The organism is Escherichia sp. E10V5 (genome assembly GCF_004212315.1).
Classification (GTDB): Bacteria; Pseudomonadota; Gammaproteobacteria; order Enterobacterales; family Enterobacteriaceae; genus Escherichia.
In genome coordinates this window covers 189,015-208,537 of sequence record NZ_RHJM01000002.1, presented here as the reverse complement: position 1 = coordinate 208,537, position 19,523 = coordinate 189,015, and the positions used below count along the sequence as shown (strand labels likewise).

The 19,523-nt window shown below is 51.3% G+C and carries 19 protein-coding genes; 11 read left to right on the top strand and 8 right to left on the bottom strand.

The window, feature by feature from the left end; genetic code table 11:
* Positions 1-48 precede the first annotated feature (48 nt).
* Positions 49-1,482 (bottom strand): 6-phospho-beta-glucosidase BglA, encoded by a 1,434-nt coding sequence (gene bglA / locus D9738_RS01360; protein WP_138213477.1) that lies wholly within the window; start codon positions 1,480-1,482, stop codon positions 49-51.
* A gap of 44 nt (positions 1,483-1,526) precedes the next feature.
* On the opposite strand from bglA, the gene yqfB reads away from it, so the two are divergent.
* Positions 1,527-1,838, top strand: coding sequence for a N(4)-acetylcytidine aminohydrolase (gene yqfB, locus D9738_RS01355; protein WP_130259399.1), 312 nt, complete (start codon positions 1,527-1,529; stop codon positions 1,836-1,838).
* Between the two features lie 163 nt (positions 1,839-2,001).
* A complete protein-coding gene (locus D9738_RS01350) occupies positions 2,002-2,661 on the top strand; it encodes a hemolysin III family protein (RefSeq protein WP_130217956.1) in 660 nt (219 codons plus the stop codon).
* A gap of 314 nt (positions 2,662-2,975) precedes the next feature.
* Here the strand turns inward: D9738_RS01350 and ygfZ are convergent, their stop codons facing one another.
* A complete protein-coding gene (ygfZ, locus tag D9738_RS01345) occupies positions 2,976-3,956 on the bottom strand; it encodes a tRNA-modifying protein YgfZ (RefSeq protein ID WP_130207830.1) in 981 nt (326 codons plus the stop codon).
* Between the two features lie 251 nt (positions 3,957-4,207).
* Between ygfZ and sdhE the strand changes: the two genes are divergently transcribed.
* Together sdhE and D9738_RS01335 are read left to right on the top strand one after the other, a co-directional pair.
* Positions 4,208-4,474 (top strand): FAD assembly factor SdhE, encoded by a 267-nt coding sequence (gene sdhE / locus D9738_RS01340; protein ID WP_000354046.1) that lies wholly within the window; start codon positions 4,208-4,210, stop codon positions 4,472-4,474.
* Positions 4,455-4,862 carry a protein YgfX gene (locus D9738_RS01335; protein WP_064529790.1) on the top strand — a complete coding sequence of 136 codons (408 nt, stop codon included), beginning with the start codon at positions 4,455-4,457 and terminating at the stop codon, positions 4,860-4,862. Before sdhE ends, D9738_RS01335 begins: the two co-directional genes overlap by 20 nt.
* Positions 4,863-4,901: 39 nt before the next feature.
* On the opposite strand, the gene fldB is transcribed toward D9738_RS01335, so the two are convergent.
* Positions 4,902-5,423 (bottom strand): flavodoxin FldB, encoded by a 522-nt coding sequence (gene fldB / locus D9738_RS01330; RefSeq protein WP_130207828.1) that lies wholly within the window; start codon positions 5,421-5,423, stop codon positions 4,902-4,904.
* A 111-nt stretch (positions 5,424-5,534) separates the two neighbouring features.
* On the opposite strand from fldB, the gene xerD reads away from it, so the two are divergent.
* From xerD to lysS, 5 genes are all read left to right on the top strand, one after another.
* On the top strand, positions 5,535-6,431 hold the full coding sequence (gene xerD / locus D9738_RS01325) for a site-specific tyrosine recombinase XerD (protein WP_064529792.1): 897 nt from the start codon (positions 5,535-5,537) through the stop codon (positions 6,429-6,431).
* Positions 6,432-6,455: 24 nt separating this feature from the next.
* The gene (gene dsbC, locus D9738_RS01320; protein ID WP_130259398.1) at positions 6,456-7,166 is read left to right on the top strand and encodes a bifunctional protein-disulfide isomerase/oxidoreductase DsbC; all 711 of its coding nucleotides are present in this window, start codon (positions 6,456-6,458) and stop codon (positions 7,164-7,166) included.
* Positions 7,167-7,171: 5 nt separating this feature from the next.
* The gene (gene recJ, locus D9738_RS01315; protein WP_130259397.1) at positions 7,172-8,905 is read left to right on the top strand and encodes a single-stranded-DNA-specific exonuclease RecJ; all 1,734 of its coding nucleotides are present in this window, start codon (positions 7,172-7,174) and stop codon (positions 8,903-8,905) included.
* Positions 8,906-8,996: 91 nt separating this feature from the next.
* Positions 8,997-10,095 (top strand): peptide chain release factor 2 gene (gene prfB, locus D9738_RS01310; RefSeq protein ID WP_096179399.1). Its coding sequence is split into 2 segments (ribosomal slippage): positions 8,997-9,071 and positions 9,073-10,095, totalling 1,098 coding nucleotides; the frame shifts between segments, so codons are not numbered across the junction.
* Between the two features lie 9 nt (positions 10,096-10,104).
* Positions 10,105-11,622, top strand: coding sequence for a lysine--tRNA ligase (lysS, locus tag D9738_RS01305; protein WP_021529652.1), 1,518 nt, complete (start codon positions 10,105-10,107; stop codon positions 11,620-11,622).
* 43 nt (positions 11,623-11,665) lie between these two features.
* Here the strand turns inward: lysS and idi are convergent, their stop codons facing one another.
* From idi to uacT, 3 genes are all read right to left on the bottom strand, one after another.
* Positions 11,666-12,214, bottom strand: a complete 549-nt coding sequence (gene idi, locus D9738_RS01300; RefSeq protein WP_130259396.1) for an isopentenyl-diphosphate Delta-isomerase — start codon at positions 12,212-12,214, stop codon at positions 11,666-11,668.
* A 122-nt stretch (positions 12,215-12,336) separates the two neighbouring features.
* Complete coding sequence (locus D9738_RS01290) at positions 12,337-12,462, bottom strand: hypothetical protein (protein WP_130217940.1); 126 nt, start codon at positions 12,460-12,462, stop codon at positions 12,337-12,339.
* 1 nt (position 12,463) lies between these two features.
* On the bottom strand, positions 12,464-13,912 hold the full coding sequence (uacT, locus tag D9738_RS01285; protein WP_130207816.1) for a urate/proton symporter UacT: 1,449 nt from the start codon (positions 13,910-13,912) through the stop codon (positions 12,464-12,466).
* Positions 13,913-14,348: 436 nt separating this feature from the next.
* Between uacT and ygfT the strand changes: the two genes are divergently transcribed.
* Both ygfT and D9738_RS01275 read left to right on the top strand, forming a co-directional pair.
* Complete coding sequence (gene ygfT, locus D9738_RS01280) at positions 14,349-16,268, top strand: formate-dependent uric acid utilization protein YgfT (protein WP_130259395.1); 1,920 nt, start codon at positions 14,349-14,351, stop codon at positions 16,266-16,268.
* The gene (locus tag D9738_RS01275; protein WP_130259394.1) at positions 16,268-16,756 is read left to right on the top strand and encodes a 4Fe-4S dicluster domain-containing protein; all 489 of its coding nucleotides are present in this window, start codon (positions 16,268-16,270) and stop codon (positions 16,754-16,756) included. The genes ygfT and D9738_RS01275 overlap by 1 nt, the downstream gene beginning before the upstream one ends.
* A 33-nt stretch (positions 16,757-16,789) precedes the next feature.
* Here D9738_RS01275 and ghxQ read toward each other — a convergent pair whose 3' ends face one another.
* Positions 16,790-18,157 carry a guanine/hypoxanthine transporter GhxQ gene (gene ghxQ / locus D9738_RS01270; protein ID WP_130259393.1) on the bottom strand — a complete coding sequence of 456 codons (1,368 nt, stop codon included), beginning with the start codon at positions 18,155-18,157 and terminating at the stop codon, positions 16,790-16,792.
* Positions 18,158-18,192: 35 nt separating this feature from the next.
* On the bottom strand, positions 18,193-19,509 hold the full coding sequence (guaD, locus tag D9738_RS01265) for a guanine deaminase (protein ID WP_130208049.1): 1,317 nt from the start codon (positions 19,507-19,509) through the stop codon (positions 18,193-18,195).
* Between the last annotated feature and the right edge of the window lie 14 nt (positions 19,510-19,523).

Here is a 19,523-nt window from a genome sequence, read left to right as displayed (position 1 = left end):
TCTGACCGGATGCAACGCAGCAAGTATTGCATCCGGTACTTTATCTACTTAAAGCTTCTCGCCGTTGCTGGCAATCACCTCTTTGTACCAGTTAAAGCTCTTCTTACGTGAACGCGACATATCGCCAGTACCGTCGTCATGTTTATTCACATAGATAAAGCCGTAGCGTTTGCTGTACTGCCCGGTAGTGAACGACACGCAGTCGATGCAGCCCCACGGCGTGTAGCCCATCAGATCCACGCCATCGTAAGTCACCGCTTTTTTCATCTCTTCAATATGGGCGCGCAGGTAGTCAATACGGTAGTCATCGATGATGCTGCCATCTTCTTCTACTTTGTCGTAAGCGCCAAAACCGTTTTCGACAATAAACAGCGGCTTCTGATAACGCTCATACAATTCGCATAGTGCGTAGCGCAGACCCACCGGATCAATCTGCCATCCCCAGTCCGACGCTTTAACAAATGGGTTCGGTACACTGCCTTCAAAACCAGAGATCGCATCGCCGGTGCCGCCTTCGGCCTTCACCGCGTTGGTCATGTAATAACTGAAGCCAAGATAATCGCAGGTGCCTTCGCGCAGTATATCCAGATCGCCATCTTCCATCTTGATGTTAAATCCGCGACGCTCCCACTCGTTCAATACATAGGACGGGTAATAGCCACGCAGCTGCACATCGGTAAAGACGTAGCGCTCGCGCATCGACTCCTGAGCGAACATCACATCGTCCGGGTTACAGGAGTAAGGATAGAGCGGCACCATCGCCAGCATACAACCGACTTTCATCTCCGGGTTGATGCGATGCGCGGCTTTCACCGCCAGGGCGCTGGCGACAAACTGATGATGCAGCACCTGATACATCGTCTCTTCCGGGTTTTCATGCTCGGTATACACCACGCCGGAGCAGCAGTAACCGAACAGCGGCGCACGCCAGTTACGCTGGTTGTTAATTTCGTTGAAGGTCATCCAGTATTTGACTTTGTGCTTATAGCGTTCAAATACCACTTCCGCGAAACGCACAAAGAAGTCAACCACTTTACGGTTGGTCCAGCTGCCGTATTGCTGCACCAGATGCAGCGGCATTTCAAAGTGGGAGAGGGTAATCACCGGTTCGATGTTGTATTTCAGCAGTTCATCGAACATATCATCGTAGAACTTCAGCCCTTCTTCGTTTGGCTGAGCTTCATCACCTTTTGGAAAAATGCGCGTCCAGGCGATGGATGTACGAAAACATTTGAAGCCCATTTCGGCAAACAGCTTGATGTCTTCTTTGTAGTGGCCATAAAAATCAACGGCTTCATGGTTCGGATAGTATTTGCCCGGCAAGACTTCTTTGGTGATTTCGCGCGGCACGCCGTGTGCGCCACCGGTCAGTACGTCACAAATACTCGGCCCTTTGCCGCCTTTGTTCCAACCGCCTTCGACCTGATGAGCGGCAACTGCGCCACCCCATAAGAAATCTTTCGGTAAGGTGAGTTTTTTCACTATCATAAGCTCCAAATGAGTCAATTCTTACAGGAAATAGTACCATGCAGCCAAACGACATCACTTTTTTTCAACGTTTCCAGGATGACATTCTGGCTGGGCGTAAAACCATCACTATTCGCGACGAGTCTGAATCGCACTTTAAACCGGGCGATGTGCTCCGCGTCGGGCGCTTTGAAGATGACGGCTATTTTTGCACCATTGAAGTTACCGCAACTTCAACCGTAACGCTGGATACTCTCACAGAAAAACATGCACAACAGGAAAATATGACCCTGCCTGAACTGAAAAAAGTCATTGCCGACATCTATCCTGGTCAGACACAGTTTTATGTAATTGAATTTAAATGCCTTTAAGTTGAACTCACGCCTGTTAGTTGAAATTTCACATTTAATTTCATGATTTTTCGGATATTACTCTCAAATCAGAATTTATTTTAGCTAACAGGTGTTCACTGGAACTATTCTCAGTTACGCTGGAGAAGTGTTCACGTGCGTGTACGTTTCTCCGGAGTAAGTTATGGTTCAGAAGCCTCTCATTAAGCAGGGATATTCGCTGGCAGAGGAAATTGCCAACAGCATCAGTCACGGTATTGGGCTGGTGTTTGGTATCGTCGGGTTGGTATTGCTACTGGTTCAGGCGGTGGATCTTAATGCCAGCGCCACGGCGATAACCAGTTACAGCCTTTATGGCGGCAGTATGATCCTGCTGTTTCTCGCTTCGACGCTTTATCACGCCATTCCCCATCAACGGGCAAAAATGTGGCTGAAGAAATTTGACCATTGCGCCATTTACCTGTTGATTGCCGGAACCTACACGCCGTTTTTGCTGGTGGGGCTGGATTCTCCGTTAGCGCGCGGGTTGATGATTGTTATCTGGAGCCTGGCATTGCTGGGGATTCTGTTCAAACTGACCATCGCGCACCGATTCAAAATTTTATCTCTGGTGACTTATCTGGCGATGGGTTGGCTGTCACTGGTGGTGATTTATGAAATGGCAGTTAAACTCGCGGCGGGCAGCGTTACCTTACTGGCAGTAGGCGGTGTGGTTTACTCGCTTGGGGTGATTTTCTACGTCTGCAAACGCATCCCCTACAACCACGCCATCTGGCACGGCTTTGTGCTCGGCGGCAGTGTGTGCCATTTCCTGGCGATCTATTTGTATATTGGACAGCCGTAATGGCTGTGTCTTTGTCGGCATGAAAAGACACGCCAGCGCCGCATCAGGCATCGGAGTACAACTGCCGGATGCGGCGTGAACGCCTTATCCGGCCTACGGGCCGCTTCCCACTTGTGAAAAAGGCACCAAATCCCAGGCCTGATAAGACGCGCCAGCGTCGCATCAGGCATCGGAGCGCAACTGCCGGATGTGGTGTGAACGCCTTATCCGGCCTACGGGCCGCTTCCCATTTGTGAAAAAGGCACCAAATCCCATGCCTGATAAGACGCGCCAGCGTCGCATCAGGCAATAGATGCCCGAAGCGATACAGCGATTTACTCTTCCAGCGAATACGGCAGCGGCTCGATACGCAATGTATTCGCATCATCACGAACGCGGAAGATGCTGTCCGGTTCCATATCGTTATTCATGACGACCTGAACCACTACCTGACCATCTTCCAGTTTTACCGCAGCCAGCACCGTACCGGTACGACGCCAGTTTTCGCCCATTTTCAGCTCTAAGTCTTCACCAGCTGCCGGCAAACGGCTGGCGCTACCCGCCAGCAACCAGAGCGCGCGTTTGTTGGCTCCGCGGAACTTAGCTCGTGCCACCATCTCTTGCCCGGTATAGCAGCCTTTCTTAAAGCTGATACCGCCCAGCGCCTGAAGGTTAGTCGCCTGCGGGATAAACTGCCCACTGTTAGCAGCGTCAATAACAGGGAAACCCGCTTCAATGTTTAATGCCAGCCACTGTTGGCTATTGTTCAGTTCCGCCTCACCGCGCAGTTTATCGGTCAAAGTATTAGCGGTAGCTTCATCGGTTACGATCAGAAAACGTTCTGCCGGGTGTTCAAACCATAGCAGTGTGGTCGCACCTTCTCTGACTACCTGTTTTTCCTTCGAAGGCATTTCGCTGAAGAGATTTTCCAGCGCGGCGCGTGCCTGAAAACCGGCAACACCGAGCAGCACACGTTCATCGTCCGGCACGATGGTCACTTTAGAAAACACCGCATATTTTTTCAGTTCAGTCAGCTGCGAATCACGCACGCTGCGGCGTTCAATCCACGCAAAGCCATCGCCGTCGCGGAACAGACGTAAATTGCTCCACATTTTACCTTTGGCGTCGCAATGCGCGGCGAGCAAATGCTGGTCTTCTGACATCTGGCTGACGTCTGCTGTCACCTGGCCCTGCATATATTTTTCGCTGTCCGCGCCAGTAATGGTGGCAAGCGCCCAGTCATCAAGCGTCATCAGCGTCAGTGGTAAACGGGCAGAAGCCGTAGGCTGACGGGGAGGAAAAGGTGTAAAAGCCATAATGGAGTCCTGTGTAACAAACGGCGTATTAATGACTAATGGTAAAAGAGCTATGAGGCAATGCAAGTGCTTTCACTACGCGATCTGTGCCTTCTGATATGCTTTGCGAGGCGACATCCAAAAAAATGAAGCCATTGAATTGTTGCGGATTAATTTCGCGATCGCGATTGTGTTTACCGATATTCCCGCAAAAGAAGTCGAAAAACACGTTACAATAGCCTGGTACTGGATTTTCGTGAGACAGGAAGAAGATGGACATTAACAACAAAGCCCGCATTCATTGGGCATGCCGCCGTGGTATGCGCGAACTCGATATTTCAATCATGCCGTTTTTCGAACATGAGTACGACAGCTTAAGTGATGACGAAAAACGCATCTTTATTCGTCTGCTGGAATGCGACGACCCGGACCTGTTCAACTGGCTGATGAATCACGGTAAACCGGCCGATGCAGAACTGGAAATGATGGTCCGACTCATCCAGACACGGAACCGGGAACGTGGTCCTGTGGCAATCTGATCTGCGCGTCTCCTGGCGCGCACAGTGGCTTTCCTTGCTGATTCATGGGCTGGTTGCCGCTGTTATTTTACTCATGCCCTGGCCGCTCAGTTACACCCCGTTATGGATGGTGTTGCTTTCGCTGGTGGTGTTTGATTGCGTTCGCAGCCAGCGGCGCATTAATGCTCGTCAGGGGGAAATTCGCCTGTTGATGGACGGGCGTTTGCGTTGGCAAGGACAGGAGTGGAGCATCGTCAAAGCGCCATGGATGATTAAAAGCGGTATGATGTTGCGTTTACGCGCTGATAGTGGCAAACGTCAACATTTATGGCTGGCAGCAGACAGCATGGACGAAGCCGAATGGCGGGATTTACGGCGAATTTTGTTGCAACAAGAGACGCAAAGGTAAACATGACGGCAACGCTAATGCGCAAAGCCGTCAGTCACATCAGGCGTAATACTCTGCCATTTCGTTAAGGATTTGCTCACACCAGCTCTGAATACGCTCGTCGCTAAGGTCATACTGGTTAGTTTCATCCAGCGCCAGACCCACGAACAGCTGTCCGTCAGCAATCACCGGTTTCGGGCTGGTAAACTCATATCCTTCCGTTGGCCAGTAGCCGACGAACTTCACGCCTTTGGTCGAGAGTTTGTCATGCAGCATGCCGAGCGCATCAAGGAACCACTCGCCGTATCCCAGCTGATCGCCAAGCCCATATAACGCAACAATTTTACCTTCGAGGTTCAGGTCGTCGAGCTGATCCCAGACGGCTTCCCAGTCTTCCTGGATTTCGCCAAAATCCCAGGTCGGGATACCCAGAATGAGCACATCGTACTGCTCCATTAATTTCGGGGAGTCGTCCTTGAGGTTATGTAAGGTCACCAGTTCTGGGCCGATAATATCGCGGATTTTTTCCGCCGCCATTTCGGTGTAACAGGTGCTGGAACCGTAAAAAAGACCCATATTCATAACGTAAGCTTCTCGATTCTGCTGTGGCTTTTGCGGCTAGTGTATCAGAATCGCTTTAGTCACGGCACAATAAGGCATAATGGATCAAACGAGTAACGATAAGGGGCGCAAGTGAAACAAGATCTGGCACGCATCGAGCAGTTTCTGGATGCCCTGTGGCTGGAAAAAAATCTCGCCGAAAATACGTTGAACGCATACCGTCGCGATCTGTCAATGATGGTGGAGTGGTTGCATCATCGTGGGCTGACGCTGGCAACGGCACAAAGTGACGATTTGCAGGCATTACTGGCAGAACGGCTGGAGGGCGGGTATAAAGCCACCAGTTCAGCACGTTTGCTGAGTGCGGTGCGCCGATTGTTCCAGTATCTTTATCGCGAAAAGTTTCGTGAAGACGATCCCAGTGCGCATCTGGCTTCGCCGAAATTGCCCCAGCGTTTGCCGAAAGATTTAAGCGAAGCGCAGGTTGAAAGATTATTACAGGCACCTTTAGTCGATCAGCCTCTGGAGCTTCGCGACAAAGCCATGCTTGAAGTGTTGTATGCTACCGGGCTGCGTGTCTCGGAACTGGTCGGGCTGACAATGAGTGATATCAGCCTGCGCCAGGGCGTGGTACGGGTCATTGGTAAAGGCAACAAAGAACGCCTGGTGCCATTAGGTGAAGAGGCGGTCTACTGGCTGGAAAACTATCTGGAACACGGGCGGCCATGGCTATTGAACGGTGTGTCGATTGATGTGCTGTTTCCCAGCCAGCGCGCGCAGCAGATGACGCGCCAGACCTTTTGGCACCGCATTAAACATTATGCCGTGCTGGCGGGTATCGATAGCGAAAAGCTGTCACCGCATGTGTTGCGTCATGCCTTTGCCACTCATTTGTTAAATCATGGTGCGGACTTACGCGTGGTGCAGATGTTGTTGGGCCATAGCGATCTCTCCACCACGCAAATTTATACGCATGTCGCTACCGAGCGTCTGCGGCAACTTCATCAACAGCATCACCCACGGGCGTGATGTCTGAAAAGAACGGGAAGATTTATGAAGAAAGGTTTTATGTTATTTACTTTGTTGGCGGCGTTTTCAGGCTTTGTTCAAGCGGATGACGCGGCAATTCAACAAACGTTAGCCAAAATGGGCATCAAAAGCAGCGATATTCAGCCCGCGCCCGTGGCTGGCATGAAGACAGTTCTGACTAACAGCGGTGTGTTGTACATCACCGATGATGGTAAACATATCATTCAGGGGCCAATGTATGACGTTAGCGGCACGGCTCCGGTCAATGTCACCAATAAGATGCTGTTAAAGCAACTGAACGCGCTTGAAAAAGATATGATTGTTTATAAAGCGCCGCAGGAAAAACACGTCATCACCGTGTTCACCGATATTACTTGTGGCTACTGCCACAAGCTGCATGAGCAGATGGCAGACTACAACGCGCTGGGGATCACCGTGCGTTATCTCGCTTTCCCGCGCCAGGGGTTGGAGAGCCAGGCTGAGCAACAAATGAAAGCTATCTGGTGTGCGAAAGATAAAAACAAAGCGTTTGATGATGTGATGGCGGGTAAAGGCGTCGCGCCAGCCAGTTGCGACGTGGATATTGCCAACCATTACGCGCTTGGCGTCCAGCTTGGCGTCAGCGGTACTCCGGCGATTGTGCTGAGCAACGGTACTCTGGTGCCAGGCTACCAGCCGCCGAAAGACATGAAAGAATTCCTCGACGAACACCAAAAAATGACCAGCGGTAAATAATTCGCGTGAAACAACAGATAAAACTTCGTCGCCGTGAAATCGATGAAACGGCAGACCTGCCTGCTGATCTGCCGCCCTTGCTGCGTCGTTTATACGCCAGCCGGGGCGTGCGTAGCGCGCAGGAACTGGAACGCGGTGTTAAAGGGATGCTGCCCTGGCAGCAACTGAGCGGCGTCGAAAAGGCCGTTGAGATCCTTTACAACGCTTTTCGCGAAGGAACGCGGATAATTGTGGTCGGAGATTTCGACGCCGACGGCGCCACCAGTACCGCCCTTAGCGTGCTGGCGATGCGTTCGCTTGGCTGCGCCAACATCGACTTCCTGGTGCCGAACCGTTTTGAAGACGGTTACGGCTTAAGCCCGGAAGTGGTTGAGCAGGCGCATGCCCGTGGCGCGCAGTTGATTGTGACGGTGGATAACGGCATTTCCTCTCACGCGGGCGTTGAACACGCTCGCACGCTGGGCATTCCGGTTATTGTTACCGATCACCATTTGCCGGGCGATACGTTACCCGCGGCGGAAGCCATTATTAACCCTAACTTGCGTGACTGTGACTTTCCATCGAAGTCACTGGCAGGCGTAGGCGTCGCATTTTATCTGATGCTGGCGCTGCGCACCTTTTTGCGCGATCAGGGCTGGTTTGATGACCGTGGCATTGCAATCCCTAATCTGGCGGAATTGCTGGATCTGGTGGCGCTCGGGACGGTGGCGGACGTGGTGCCGCTGGATGCGAATAACCGTATCCTGACCTGGCAGGGCATGAGCCGAATCCGCGCCGGGAAGTGCCGCCCAGGGATTAAAGCGCTGCTGGAAGTGGCAAACCGCGATCCGCAAAAACTCGCCGCCAGCGATTTAGGTTTTGCGCTGGGGCCACGTCTCAATGCTGCCGGGCGACTGGATGATATGTCCGTCGGAGTGGCGCTGTTACTGTGTGACAACATCGGCGAAGCGCGTGTGCTGGCAAATGAACTCGACGCCCTAAACCAGACGCGCAAAGAGATTGAACAGGGAATGCAGGTTGAGGCGCTAACTCTGTGCGAGAAACTGGAGCGAAGTCGCGACACGCTGCCCGGCGGGCTGGCAATGTATCATCCTGAATGGCATCAGGGGGTTGTCGGTATTCTGGCTTCGCGTATTAAAGAGCGTTTTCACCGTCCGGTTATTGCGTTTGCGCCAGCGGGAGACGGTACGTTAAAAGGTTCTGGACGCTCCATTCAGGGGCTGCATATGCGCGATGCGCTGGAGCGCTTAGACACGCTCTATCCGGGCATGATGCTCAAGTTTGGCGGCCATGCGATGGCGGCAGGCCTGTCGCTGGAAGAGGATAAATTCGAACTTTTTCAGCAACGCTTTGGCGAACTGGTTACCGAGTGGCTGGACCCCGCATTATTACAGGGTGAAGTTGTCTCCGACGGCCCGTTAAGCGCTGAAGAGATGACCATGGAAGTGGCGCAGCTGCTACGTGATGCTGGCCCGTGGGGGCAGATGTTCCCGGAACCACTGTTTGATGGCCATTTCCGCCTGTTGCAACAGCGGTTGGTAGGCGATCGTCATCTGAAAGTGATGGTCGAACCGGTCGGTGGTGGCCCGTTGCTGGATGGTATTGCGTTTAACGTTGATACGGCCCTCTGGCCGGATAACGGTGTGCGTGAAGTGCAACTAGCCTACAAACTGGATATCAACGAGTTTCGCGGCAACCGCAGCCTGCAAATTATCATCGACAATATCTGGCCTGTCTGACGAATTTAGTATGTATAAAATTGAGCCGGGATCCGGTACAATCCCGCTCTTATCACCGCATTTTGACTAGCTCAATAAAAGAAATCAGACCATGTTTGAAATTAATCCGGTAAATAATCGCATTCAGGACCTCACGGAACGCTCCGACGTTCTTAGGGGGTATCTTTGACTACGACGCCAAGAAAGAGCGTCTGGAAGAAGTAAACGCCGAGCTGGAACAGCCGGATGTCTGGAACGAACCCGAACGCGCACAGGCGCTGGGTAAAGAGCGTTCCTCCCTCGAAGCCGTTGTCGACACCCTCGACCAAATGAAACAGGGGCTGGAAGATGTTTCTGGTCTGCTGGAACTGGCTGTAGAAGCTGACGACGAAGAAACCTTTAACGAAGCCGTTGCTGAACTCGACGCCCTGGAAGAAAAACTGGCGCAGCTTGAATTCCGCCGTATGTTCTCTGGCGAATATGACAGCGCCGACTGCTACCTCGATATTCAGGCGGGGTCTGGCGGTACGGAAGCACAGGACTGGGCGAGCATGCTTGAGCGTATGTATCTGCGCTGGGCAGAATCGCGTGGTTTCAAAACTGAAATCATCGAAGAGTCGGAAGGTGAAGTGGCGGGTATTAAATCCGTGACGATCAAAATCTCCGGCGATTACGCTTACGGCTGGCTGCGTACAGAAACAGGTGTTCACCGCCTGGTGCGTAAGAGTCCGTTTGACTCCGGCGGTCGTCGCCACACGTCGTTCAGCTCCGCGTTTGTTTACCCGGAAGTTGATGATGATATTGATATCGAAATCAATCCGGCGGATCTGCGCATTGACGTTTATCGCGCGTCCGGCGCGGGTGGGCAGCACGTTAACCGTACCGAATCTGCGGTGCGTATTACTCACATCCCAACCGGGATCGTGACCCAGTGCCAGAACGACCGTTCCCAGCACAAGAACAAAGACCAGGCCATGAAGCAGATGAAAGCGAAGCTTTATGAACTGGAGATGCAGAAGAAGAATGCCGAGAAACAGGCGATGGAAGACACCAAGTCCGACATCGGCTGGGGCAGCCAGATTCGTTCTTATGTCCTTGATGACTCCCGCATTAAAGATCTGCGTACCGGGGTAGAAACCCGCAACACGCAGGCCGTGCTGGACGGCAGCCTGGATCAATTTATCGAAGCAAGTTTGAAAGCAGGGTTATGAGGAACCAACATGTCTGAACAACACGCACAGGGCGCTGACGCGGTAGTCGATCTTAACAATGAACTGAAAACGCGTCGTGAGAAGCTGGCGAACCTGCGCGAGCAGGGGATTGCCTTCCCGAACGATTTCCGTCGCGATCATACCTCTGACCAATTGCACGCAGAATTCGACGGTAAAGAGAACGAAGAACTGGAAGCGCTGAACATCGAAGTTGCCGTTGCTGGCCGCATGATGACCCGCCGTATTATGGGTAAAGCGTCTTTCGTTACCCTGCAGGATGTGGGTGGCCGCATTCAGCTGTACGTTGCCCGTGACGATCTGCCGGAAGGTGTTTACAACGAGCAGTTCAAAAAATGGGACCTCGGCGACATCCTCGGCGCGAAAGGTAAACTGTTCAAAACCAAAACCGGCGAACTGTCTATCCACTGTACCGAGCTGCGTCTGCTGACCAAAGCTCTGCGTCCGCTGCCGGACAAATTCCACGGCTTGCAGGATCAGGAAGCGCGCTATCGTCAGCGTTATTTGGATCTCATCTCTAACGATGAATCCCGCAACACCTTTAAAGTGCGTTCGCAAATTCTGTCCGGTATTCGCCAGTTCATGGTGAATCGCGGCTTTATGGAAGTTGAAACTCCGATGATGCAGGTGATCCCTGGCGGTGCGGCTGCGCGTCCGTTCATCACCCATCACAACGCGCTGGATCTCGACATGTACCTGCGTATTGCGCCGGAACTGTACCTCAAACGTCTGGTGGTTGGCGGCTTTGAACGTGTGTTCGAAATCAACCGTAACTTCCGTAACGAAGGTATCTCCGTACGTCATAACCCAGAGTTCACCATGATGGAACTCTACATGGCTTACGCAGATTACAAAGATCTGATCGAACTGACTGAATCGCTGTTCCGTACTCTGGCACAGAATATTCTCGGTAAGACCGAAGTGACCTACGGCGACGTAACGCTGGACTTCGGTAAACCGTTCGAAAAACTGACCATGCGTGAAGCTATCAAGAAATATCGCCCGGAAACCGACATGGCAGATCTGGACAACTTCGACTCTGCGAAAGCGATTGCTGAATCTATCGGCATCCACGTTGAGAAGAGCTGGGGTCTGGGCCGTATCGTTACCGAGATCTTCGAAGAAGTGGCAGAAGCACATCTGATTCAGCCGACCTTCATTACTGAATATCCGGCAGAAGTTTCCCCGCTGGCGCGTCGTAACGACGTTAACCCGGAAATCACTGACCGCTTTGAGTTCTTCATTGGCGGTCGTGAAATCGGTAACGGCTTTAGCGAGCTGAACGATGCCGAAGATCAGGCGCAGCGCTTCCTGGATCAGGTTGCAGCGAAAGATGCAGGCGACGACGAAGCAATGTTCTACGACGAAGATTACGTCACCGCACTGGAACATGGTTTGCCGCCGACAGCTGGTCTGGGTATTGGTATCGACCGTATGGTTATGCTGTTCACCAACAGCCATACCATCCGCGACGTTATTCTGTTCCCGGCAATGCGTCCGGTAAAATAAGCGTTACGCGTATTCACATAACCCCGGCATTTGTCGGGGTTTTTTATTCCCGCTTTGCGAAAACAGATAATATATTTCTGGCTTTGCTATTGGCTGCCTGCATCACCATCCACGGACTAAACGCCCACGGCGTAGCATCAATAGCGCGCAAAACATCTGATAAATCACACCATTGATAATCCATCACTTCATCACCGTTGGGCTGTAACGCGCTGGTAATTCGTGCGGCAAAGACTGGACACATTTCATTTTCGACAATGCCATTCGGGTCAGTGGCGCGATAGTGGAAGTCTGGATAAACCGATTCGGGTGACGTTATTTCCACGCCCAGTTCATAGCGGCAACGGCGGATTACCGCCTCTTCATTGCTTTCGCCCAGTTGTGGATGACCGCACACCGAGTTAGTCCACACGCCTGGCCACGCTTTTTTGCTAAGTGCGCGGCGGGTAACCAGCAGTTGTCCCTTAGCATTAAACAGCCAGCAGGAGAACGCGAGATGTAAGGGGGTGTCTGCCGTGTGTGCGGCATATTTTTCCAGCGTACCCGAGGGGACTCCCTGTGCATTCAGTAAAATGACGTGTTCCGTTTGCATAATTTCTCACATGTAATTCTAATCACTCGTCATTATAGATAACTGAAGAGTCAAATGATTAACTAAGTGAGTGTTTATCGGCATCCGCCCGTTTTGAGCGGATGCTGACAGAGAAAGGTCATTTAAAAAAGCAGCATCATATATTTGAAGCGACTTTCAATAGCCATTGCCACGCAGTCAGAAATGACAGGAATGGAGATCATTAAGAGTAATAACAGACTGAATATAGTGCGTATTAATAGGTTCATATCATTCACCATGCTCATTTTTCTTTAGCTTGCGCATCAAAAGCCACATACGCACTGTTCTGACTTTTAAATCTTTATCAGAAACAGATTCCTTCACCAGATCGGCATGATGCTGATAACCATTGAAAAAGACGTTCAGCACCACCGCACTGATAGTCGCCAACATAATGCCGCTATGTAACAACGGTTGCAGTACAGCCGGTAACTTAGAAAAGAAATCATGAGAAAGCGTCGGGGTCATACCCACGCCAAGGCTAATAGCCACGATATAAAGGTTGTAGCGGTTGGTGGTGTAGTTACAGCGCGACAGAATGCGGATCCCCGTCGCCAGCACCATACCGAACATTACTAATCCTGCACCGCCTAGTACAAATTGCGGAATGGAAGCCACCAGCACCGCCATTTTGGGTACCATCCCGAACATGATTAATATAATCCCGGAAGAGATACACACCCAGCGACTGTGAACGCGCGTCACGCTGACCAGGCCAACGTTTTGCGAAAAGGAAGTATGCGGGAAGCTGTTAAACGTGCCGCCAATCATTGTCCCTATGCCATCTACGCGTAGCCCGCGAATAATGTCTTGTGAAGAAAGTTTTCTACCGACAATTTCCCCCAAGGCCAGGAACATCCCCATCGACTCAATAAATACGATGATTAACACTGCGGTCATGGTCAGAATGGAAACCGGATCGAAAACTGGCGTACCAAACGACATTGGCGTGACAATGGCGAACCACGAAGCATCATTCAGCCCAGACAGATTCACTTCATTCATCATCCACGACAACAAGAAGCCAAATACAATCCCCAGTAATACGGCGACATTGGACATAAATCCTTTGGCGTAACGGGTGATAAGCAAGATGAAAATTAAGACGGCGAAGGAAATGGTTAAATAAACCGGATTGCCATATTGTGGATTTCCTTTACCGCCAGCAGCCCAGTCAATGCCTACCTGAATAATACTCAGGCCGATAGAGGTAATAACCACACCGGTAACTAACGGTGGGAATAAAGGCATTAAGCGACCAATAAGTGGTGCTAATAGCGTGGTGATAAAACCGGCCGCAATGGTCGCGCCAAAAATCCCCAGCAGACCGATATCCGGGTTCATCCCAATGGCAATCATTGGCGTTACAGCCGCAAAGGTCACCGACATAATCACCGGCAGGCGAATTCCCATAAAGCGACCAATGCCGATACATTGCAATAATGTGACGATACCGCAGCAAAAGAGATCGGAGCTAATCAGCATTGCGATAGCTTCTTTCGAGAGTCCGAGTCTGTCACCAATCATAAGTGGGACGGCGACTGCGCCTGCGTACATAACAAGGACGTGTTGCAGACCGAGTATGATCAGCTTTCCTGGTGATAATATGCGGTCCACCTCATCCGTTGGGCGGTCTTGCCCTGAAGATGAGGGAATTTGAGAATCTATGGCGCTCATCAGTCTTTCTCCTTTCGCTCGCCAGAGTAAAAAGCAACCGTTTACGTTCACTAAAACTCTTTAATGACATGCTCGTGGGATGCCAGTTTTCACAAGGAGGGGACGTTACAAGATGGAAATGCGGGGGCAATCACATAATCGGGGTTAAACCGAGAAAATGAGAATAAAAATAGACAATGAAATTATCTTTAATTTTCTCATATTGATATTTCATTAATCATTCTGGCATGTCGCACTCTCGTATTTAATACTTTTTATCCGGATGGCATTTTTTTGAACGGCGATGTTTAAATATTGAAAACGGCACAGATTGAGGGGCGATAATTTGATATCGCTCACAAAATTATAATTAAAACTGACTCGTTTCCTCATATATGCCCGTTTATTGCATTGCGACATTTGAGAAGACATAACTCATCAAATGAAAGGGATGCAAATGAACAAGTTTATCGCTGCTGATGCTGCGGAATGTATAGGCTGTCATGCCTGTGAAATTGCCTGTGCGGTGGCTCATAATCAAGAAAACTGGCCGCAGAGTCATGGTGATTTTCGACCCCGTATCCACGTTGTTGGGAAAGGTCTGGCTGCAAATCCAGTGGCTTGCCATCATTGCAACAATGCCCCCTGCGTTACGGCTTGCCCGGTAAATGCTCTGACTTTCGAGCCCGATAGCGTGCAACTGGACGAACAAAAATGCATTGGTTGTAAAAGATGCGCAATCGCTTGCCCCTTTGGGGTAATTGAGATGGTCGATGCTATTGCGCAGAAATGTGACCTTTGTAACCAGCGCAATTCCGGCGCGCAAGCCTGTATTGAAGTCTGCCCAACCCAGGCGCTGCGGCTGATGGATGAGAGCGGCTTGCAGCAGATGAAAACGCTGCGACAGCGCAGGACGGCGGAGGGAAAAGCATCGGAAAAACCACAATCATCGCGTCGCGAGGCATTGCTCCCTGTCACTCCACGCAAAGGGGCAGATAAAGTTACAGCAAGCGAGCGGAAGACCCACTTTGGCGAAATTTATTGCGGCCTTGATCAAAAACAAGCGGCGTATGAAAGCGACCGTTGTGTCTATTGCGCCGAAAAAGCCAACTGTAACTGGCATTGCCCGCTGCATAACGCTATCCCTGATTACGTCCGCCTGGTGCAGGAAGGGAAGATTATTGAAGCGGCAGAACTCTGCCACCAGACCAGTTCATTACCGGAAATTTGCGGTAGGGTGTGTCCGCAGGACCGGCTTTGTGAAGGCGCATGTACTTTAAAAGATCACTCTGGCGCAGTCTCTATCGGTAATCTGGAACGCTATATTACTGATACTGCGCTGGCGATGGGCTGGCGTCCTGATGTCAGCCAGGTTGTTCCCCGCATAGAAAAAGTGGCGGTGATTGGCGCAGGACCCGCGGGGCTGGGATGTGCCGACATTCTGGCGAGGGCGGGTGTTCATGTTGATGTCTTTGATCGCCATCCAGAAATTGGCGGTATGCTGACTTTTGGCATTCCTCCGTTCAAGCTCGATAAAATGGTATTAAGCCAGCGGCGGGAGATATTCACCGCAATGGGAATCGACTTTCATCTCAATTGTGAAATTGGCCGCGATATCTCTTTCAACGAATTAACGGCGGAATATGATGCTGTTTTCCTCGGCGTGGGGACTTACGGCATGATGCGTGCAGATCTGCCGCATGAAGATGCGCCGGGCGTCATTCAGGCGCTACCGTTCCTGACTGCCCATACCCGCCAGCTTATGGGACTGCCGGAGTCTGAAGAGTATCCGCTGACGGATGTTGAAGGTAAACGCGTCGTGGTTTTGGGTGGCGGCGATACGACAATGGATTGTTTGCGTACTTCCATCCGCCTCAATGCTGCCAGTGTGACCTGCGCGTATCGCCGTGATGAAGTCAGTATGCCCGGTTCGCGTAAAGAGGTAGTCAACGCGCGCGAGGAAGGCGTTGAGTTTCAGTTCAATGTTCAGCCGCAATATATTGCTTGTGACGATGATGGGCGTTTAACTGCGGTGGGCCTGATTCGTACCGCAATGGGCGAGCCGGGACCAGATGGGCGCCGTCGTCCACGTCCGGTGGCGGGCTCTGAGTTTGAACTGCCCGCCGATGTTCTGATTATGGCGTTTGGTTTTCAGGCACATGCAATGCCGTGGTTACAGGGGAGTGGAATAAAACTCGATAAATGGGGACTGATTAAAACCGGTGACGCGGGATATTTCGCTACTCAGACGCATCTGAAAAAGGTCTTTGCCGGGGGGGACGCGGTTCATGGTGCGGATCTCGTTGTCACTGCAATGGCGGCAGGACGGCAGGCGGCGCGCGATATGTTAACTATGTTTGATACGAAGGCATCGTGATGAAATCGTTAATTATCGTTAATCCGGCTGACTGTATTGGCTGTCGCACTTGTGAAGTAGCCTGTGTTGTCGCCCATCCGTCAGAGCAGACTTTAAATGCCAGCTTCTTTTTGCCTCGCTTAAAGGTGCAGCGTTTGGATCGAATTAGTGCTCCGGTGATGTGTCACCAGTGCGAAAATGCGCCTTGCGTTGGGGCCTGCCCCGTGCAGGCGCTGACGATGGGTGAGCAGGTGGTGCAGGCAAATTCTGCCCGTTGTATCGGCTGCCAGAGTTGCGTCAGCGCGTGTCCGTTTGGGATGATCACAATTCAAATGTTGCCGGGAAATGTTCGGCCAGAAATCGTGAAATGTGACCTTTGCGAACAGCGGGAAGAGGGACCGGCTTGCGTTGCATCTTGCCCGACGCAGGCGTTGCAGTTGTTAACCGAAGGAGAACTCAGGCGAGTCCGCCAGCAGCGTATTGCTGCCAGCGGCAAGAATCCACTCTGACAAAACTCCGCGCTGTATGGCGCGGAGGTTCTTCTAGATAGCCCAGCCACCCGCGTAAAACGCGACCAAGGCGACAGTTATGATGACAGTACCAATATTGAGTTTGTTCCATTCGCGAGCAAAAACACGACCCACTACGAGAGTTACAAAGCCCAGCATAATGCCGGTGACGATATTACAGGTCAGGACGATAAAGACAGCGCAAACCAGGCCCGCCATCGCATCAATAAAGTCATTGAAGTCCAGTTTTGAGACGTTACTTAGCATCAGCAGACCCACGTACATCAGTGCGGGCGCTGTGGCATAACCGGGGATCAGAAACGATAACGGTGATAAAAACAGAATCAACAGGAACAGTAAGCCAACAATCGTCGCTGTCAGACCTGTTTTGCCACCCGCAGCTGTTCCTGCAGCAGATTCGATATAGACCGCCGCAGGCGCAGCACCTACCAGCCCAGAAAATATCGAGCTGACGGAATCGCTGGTCAGGGCTTTACCACCGTTGATTATCTGGTTGTCTTTATCCAGGAGATTCGCCTGACCGGCTACTGCGCGGATGGTACCGGTGGCATCAAATACGGCGGTCATCACCAGTGCCAGTACACTCGGGAGAACGGTTGGCTGGAGTGCACCCATAATGTCGAGGCTGAAAATTAGCGACTTACCATCTTCTCCTGTCAGGCTCGGCATCGCCACCAGACCGTGGTATTCCACCGCGGGGTCAAAGATTAAGCCGATTATCGAGATGGCGATAATTACCAGTAAGATCCCTCCTGGTACGCGGCACTTCTCCAGACCAAAAATTACCGCTAATCCCAGCAAGCTCATCGTCACAGGGAAAGAGGTAAATGCCCCGAGCGCTACCGGTAAACCTTCAATCGGGTTTTTGATAACCATACCAACGCCGTTAGCTGCAATCAGCAGCAGGAACAGGCCGATACCAATGCCTGTTCCGTGGGCAATACCCATCGGTAAATTGCGTAAGATCCAGGTTCGTATACCGGTTACCGAGATGGCGGTGAAGATGAGGCCCATCAGGAAGACCGCGCCCAGCGCGACGGGAACGCTAATTTGTTGCCCGAGTACCAGACTGAATGCGGTAAATGCCGTCAAGGAGATGGCGCAGCCGATCGCCATTGGCAAATTGGCCCACAGCCCCATTAGCAGCGAACCGAAGCCCGCGACCAGACAAGTAGCAACAAAGACTGCAGCAGGGGGAAAACCAGCTTTGCCCAACATGCCGGGAACCACGATTACAGAATAAACCATGGCCAGAAAGGTGGTTAAGCCTGCCAGTACTTCCTGGCGAACGGTACTGCCACGAGCGGTTATTTTAAAATAACTATCCAGCGCGCCCTGTGGCTTTGGTGCGACCGGTGTTTGTAGGATGTCTCCAGACATAATGATGTCCTCACGAGGATGTTAAGGTTTTATTATTAGTTGCGTTCGTACACCAGACGACCATCAACGTAGGTGCGGTAGATCGAACGGTCATCGCCCAACGTCATCATCACGAACAATTTGTCGACTAAAGAAACAGAGTTGTCATAGCGCAGCTGCTGTAGTGGTGTGGCAGTGGGTTCCATCACCACAAAATCAGCCTCTTTGCCGGGTAAAAAGTTGCCGATAAGGTCATCAAGGCCCAGAGATTTCGCGCCACCAAGGGTGGCAAGGTAAAACGCTTCATACGCGGAGAGGCGGTATCCCTGTAACTGCAATACTTTGTAGGCTTCGTTCAACGTTTGCAGCATGTTGAAGGTGGTTCCGGCACCAATGTCAGTTCCCATGCCCACTTTGACTTTTTTCTTCCAGGCTTTTTGTAGGTTGAATAGACCACTGCCCAGGTAGAGGTTTGAAGTTGGGCAGAAAGCGATGCTGGATTTGGTTTCGCTAAGACGATCCCACTCTTTTTCTTCGAGATGGACGCAGTGAGCAAAGACGCAGTTTTTCCCTGTCAGCCCGTACTGGTGGTAAACATCCAGATAACCATCATGTTCAGGATAGAGTGATTTCACCCAGGCAATTTCATCTTTGTTTTCACAGAGATGGGTATGTACCCACGTATCTGGATACTCTTCTTTCAGGCGTTGCGCCATCGCCATCTGTTCAGGTGAAGATGTTGGGGCGAAGCGTGGTGTAATGGCATATAACAGACGACCATTTTTGTGCCAGCGTTCGATCAGTTCTTTGCTTTGGTGATAGCTGCTTTCGGCAGTATCGAGCAGATAATCCGGTGCGTTGCGGTCCATCATCACCTTACCGGCAATCATGCGCATATTGATATGACTGGCGGCTTCAAACAGCGCATCAACGGATTGCGGATGGACGGTACCAAACACCAGCGCCGTGGTGGTTCCGTTACGTAAAAGCTGCTTGATGAAGAACGCCGACATTTCGCGGGCGTACTCTAAATCCTCATAACGGCGCTCAGTAGGGAAGGTGTGTTTATTCAGCCATTCCAGTAACTGCTCGCCATAGGCACCGACCATTTCACTCTGCGGATAATGGATATGCGTATCGACAAAGCCCGGTACTATCAGTTTGCCGCGATAATCACGGACGCGAATGGTGTCCGGGATTTGATGCTTGCCCTGTTCCCATTCACCAAACCATTCCACTTTCCCCTGTTTAATGAGTAATAAACCATCCTCAATAAATCGCAGCGCAGAAGCGATCTCTTCTGGATTATCGACCGTACGGATGACATCAATAAAACTGCCTCGTACTGCTTTTAACGTGTGTTCCCCTGACATCATTGACTCCTTTA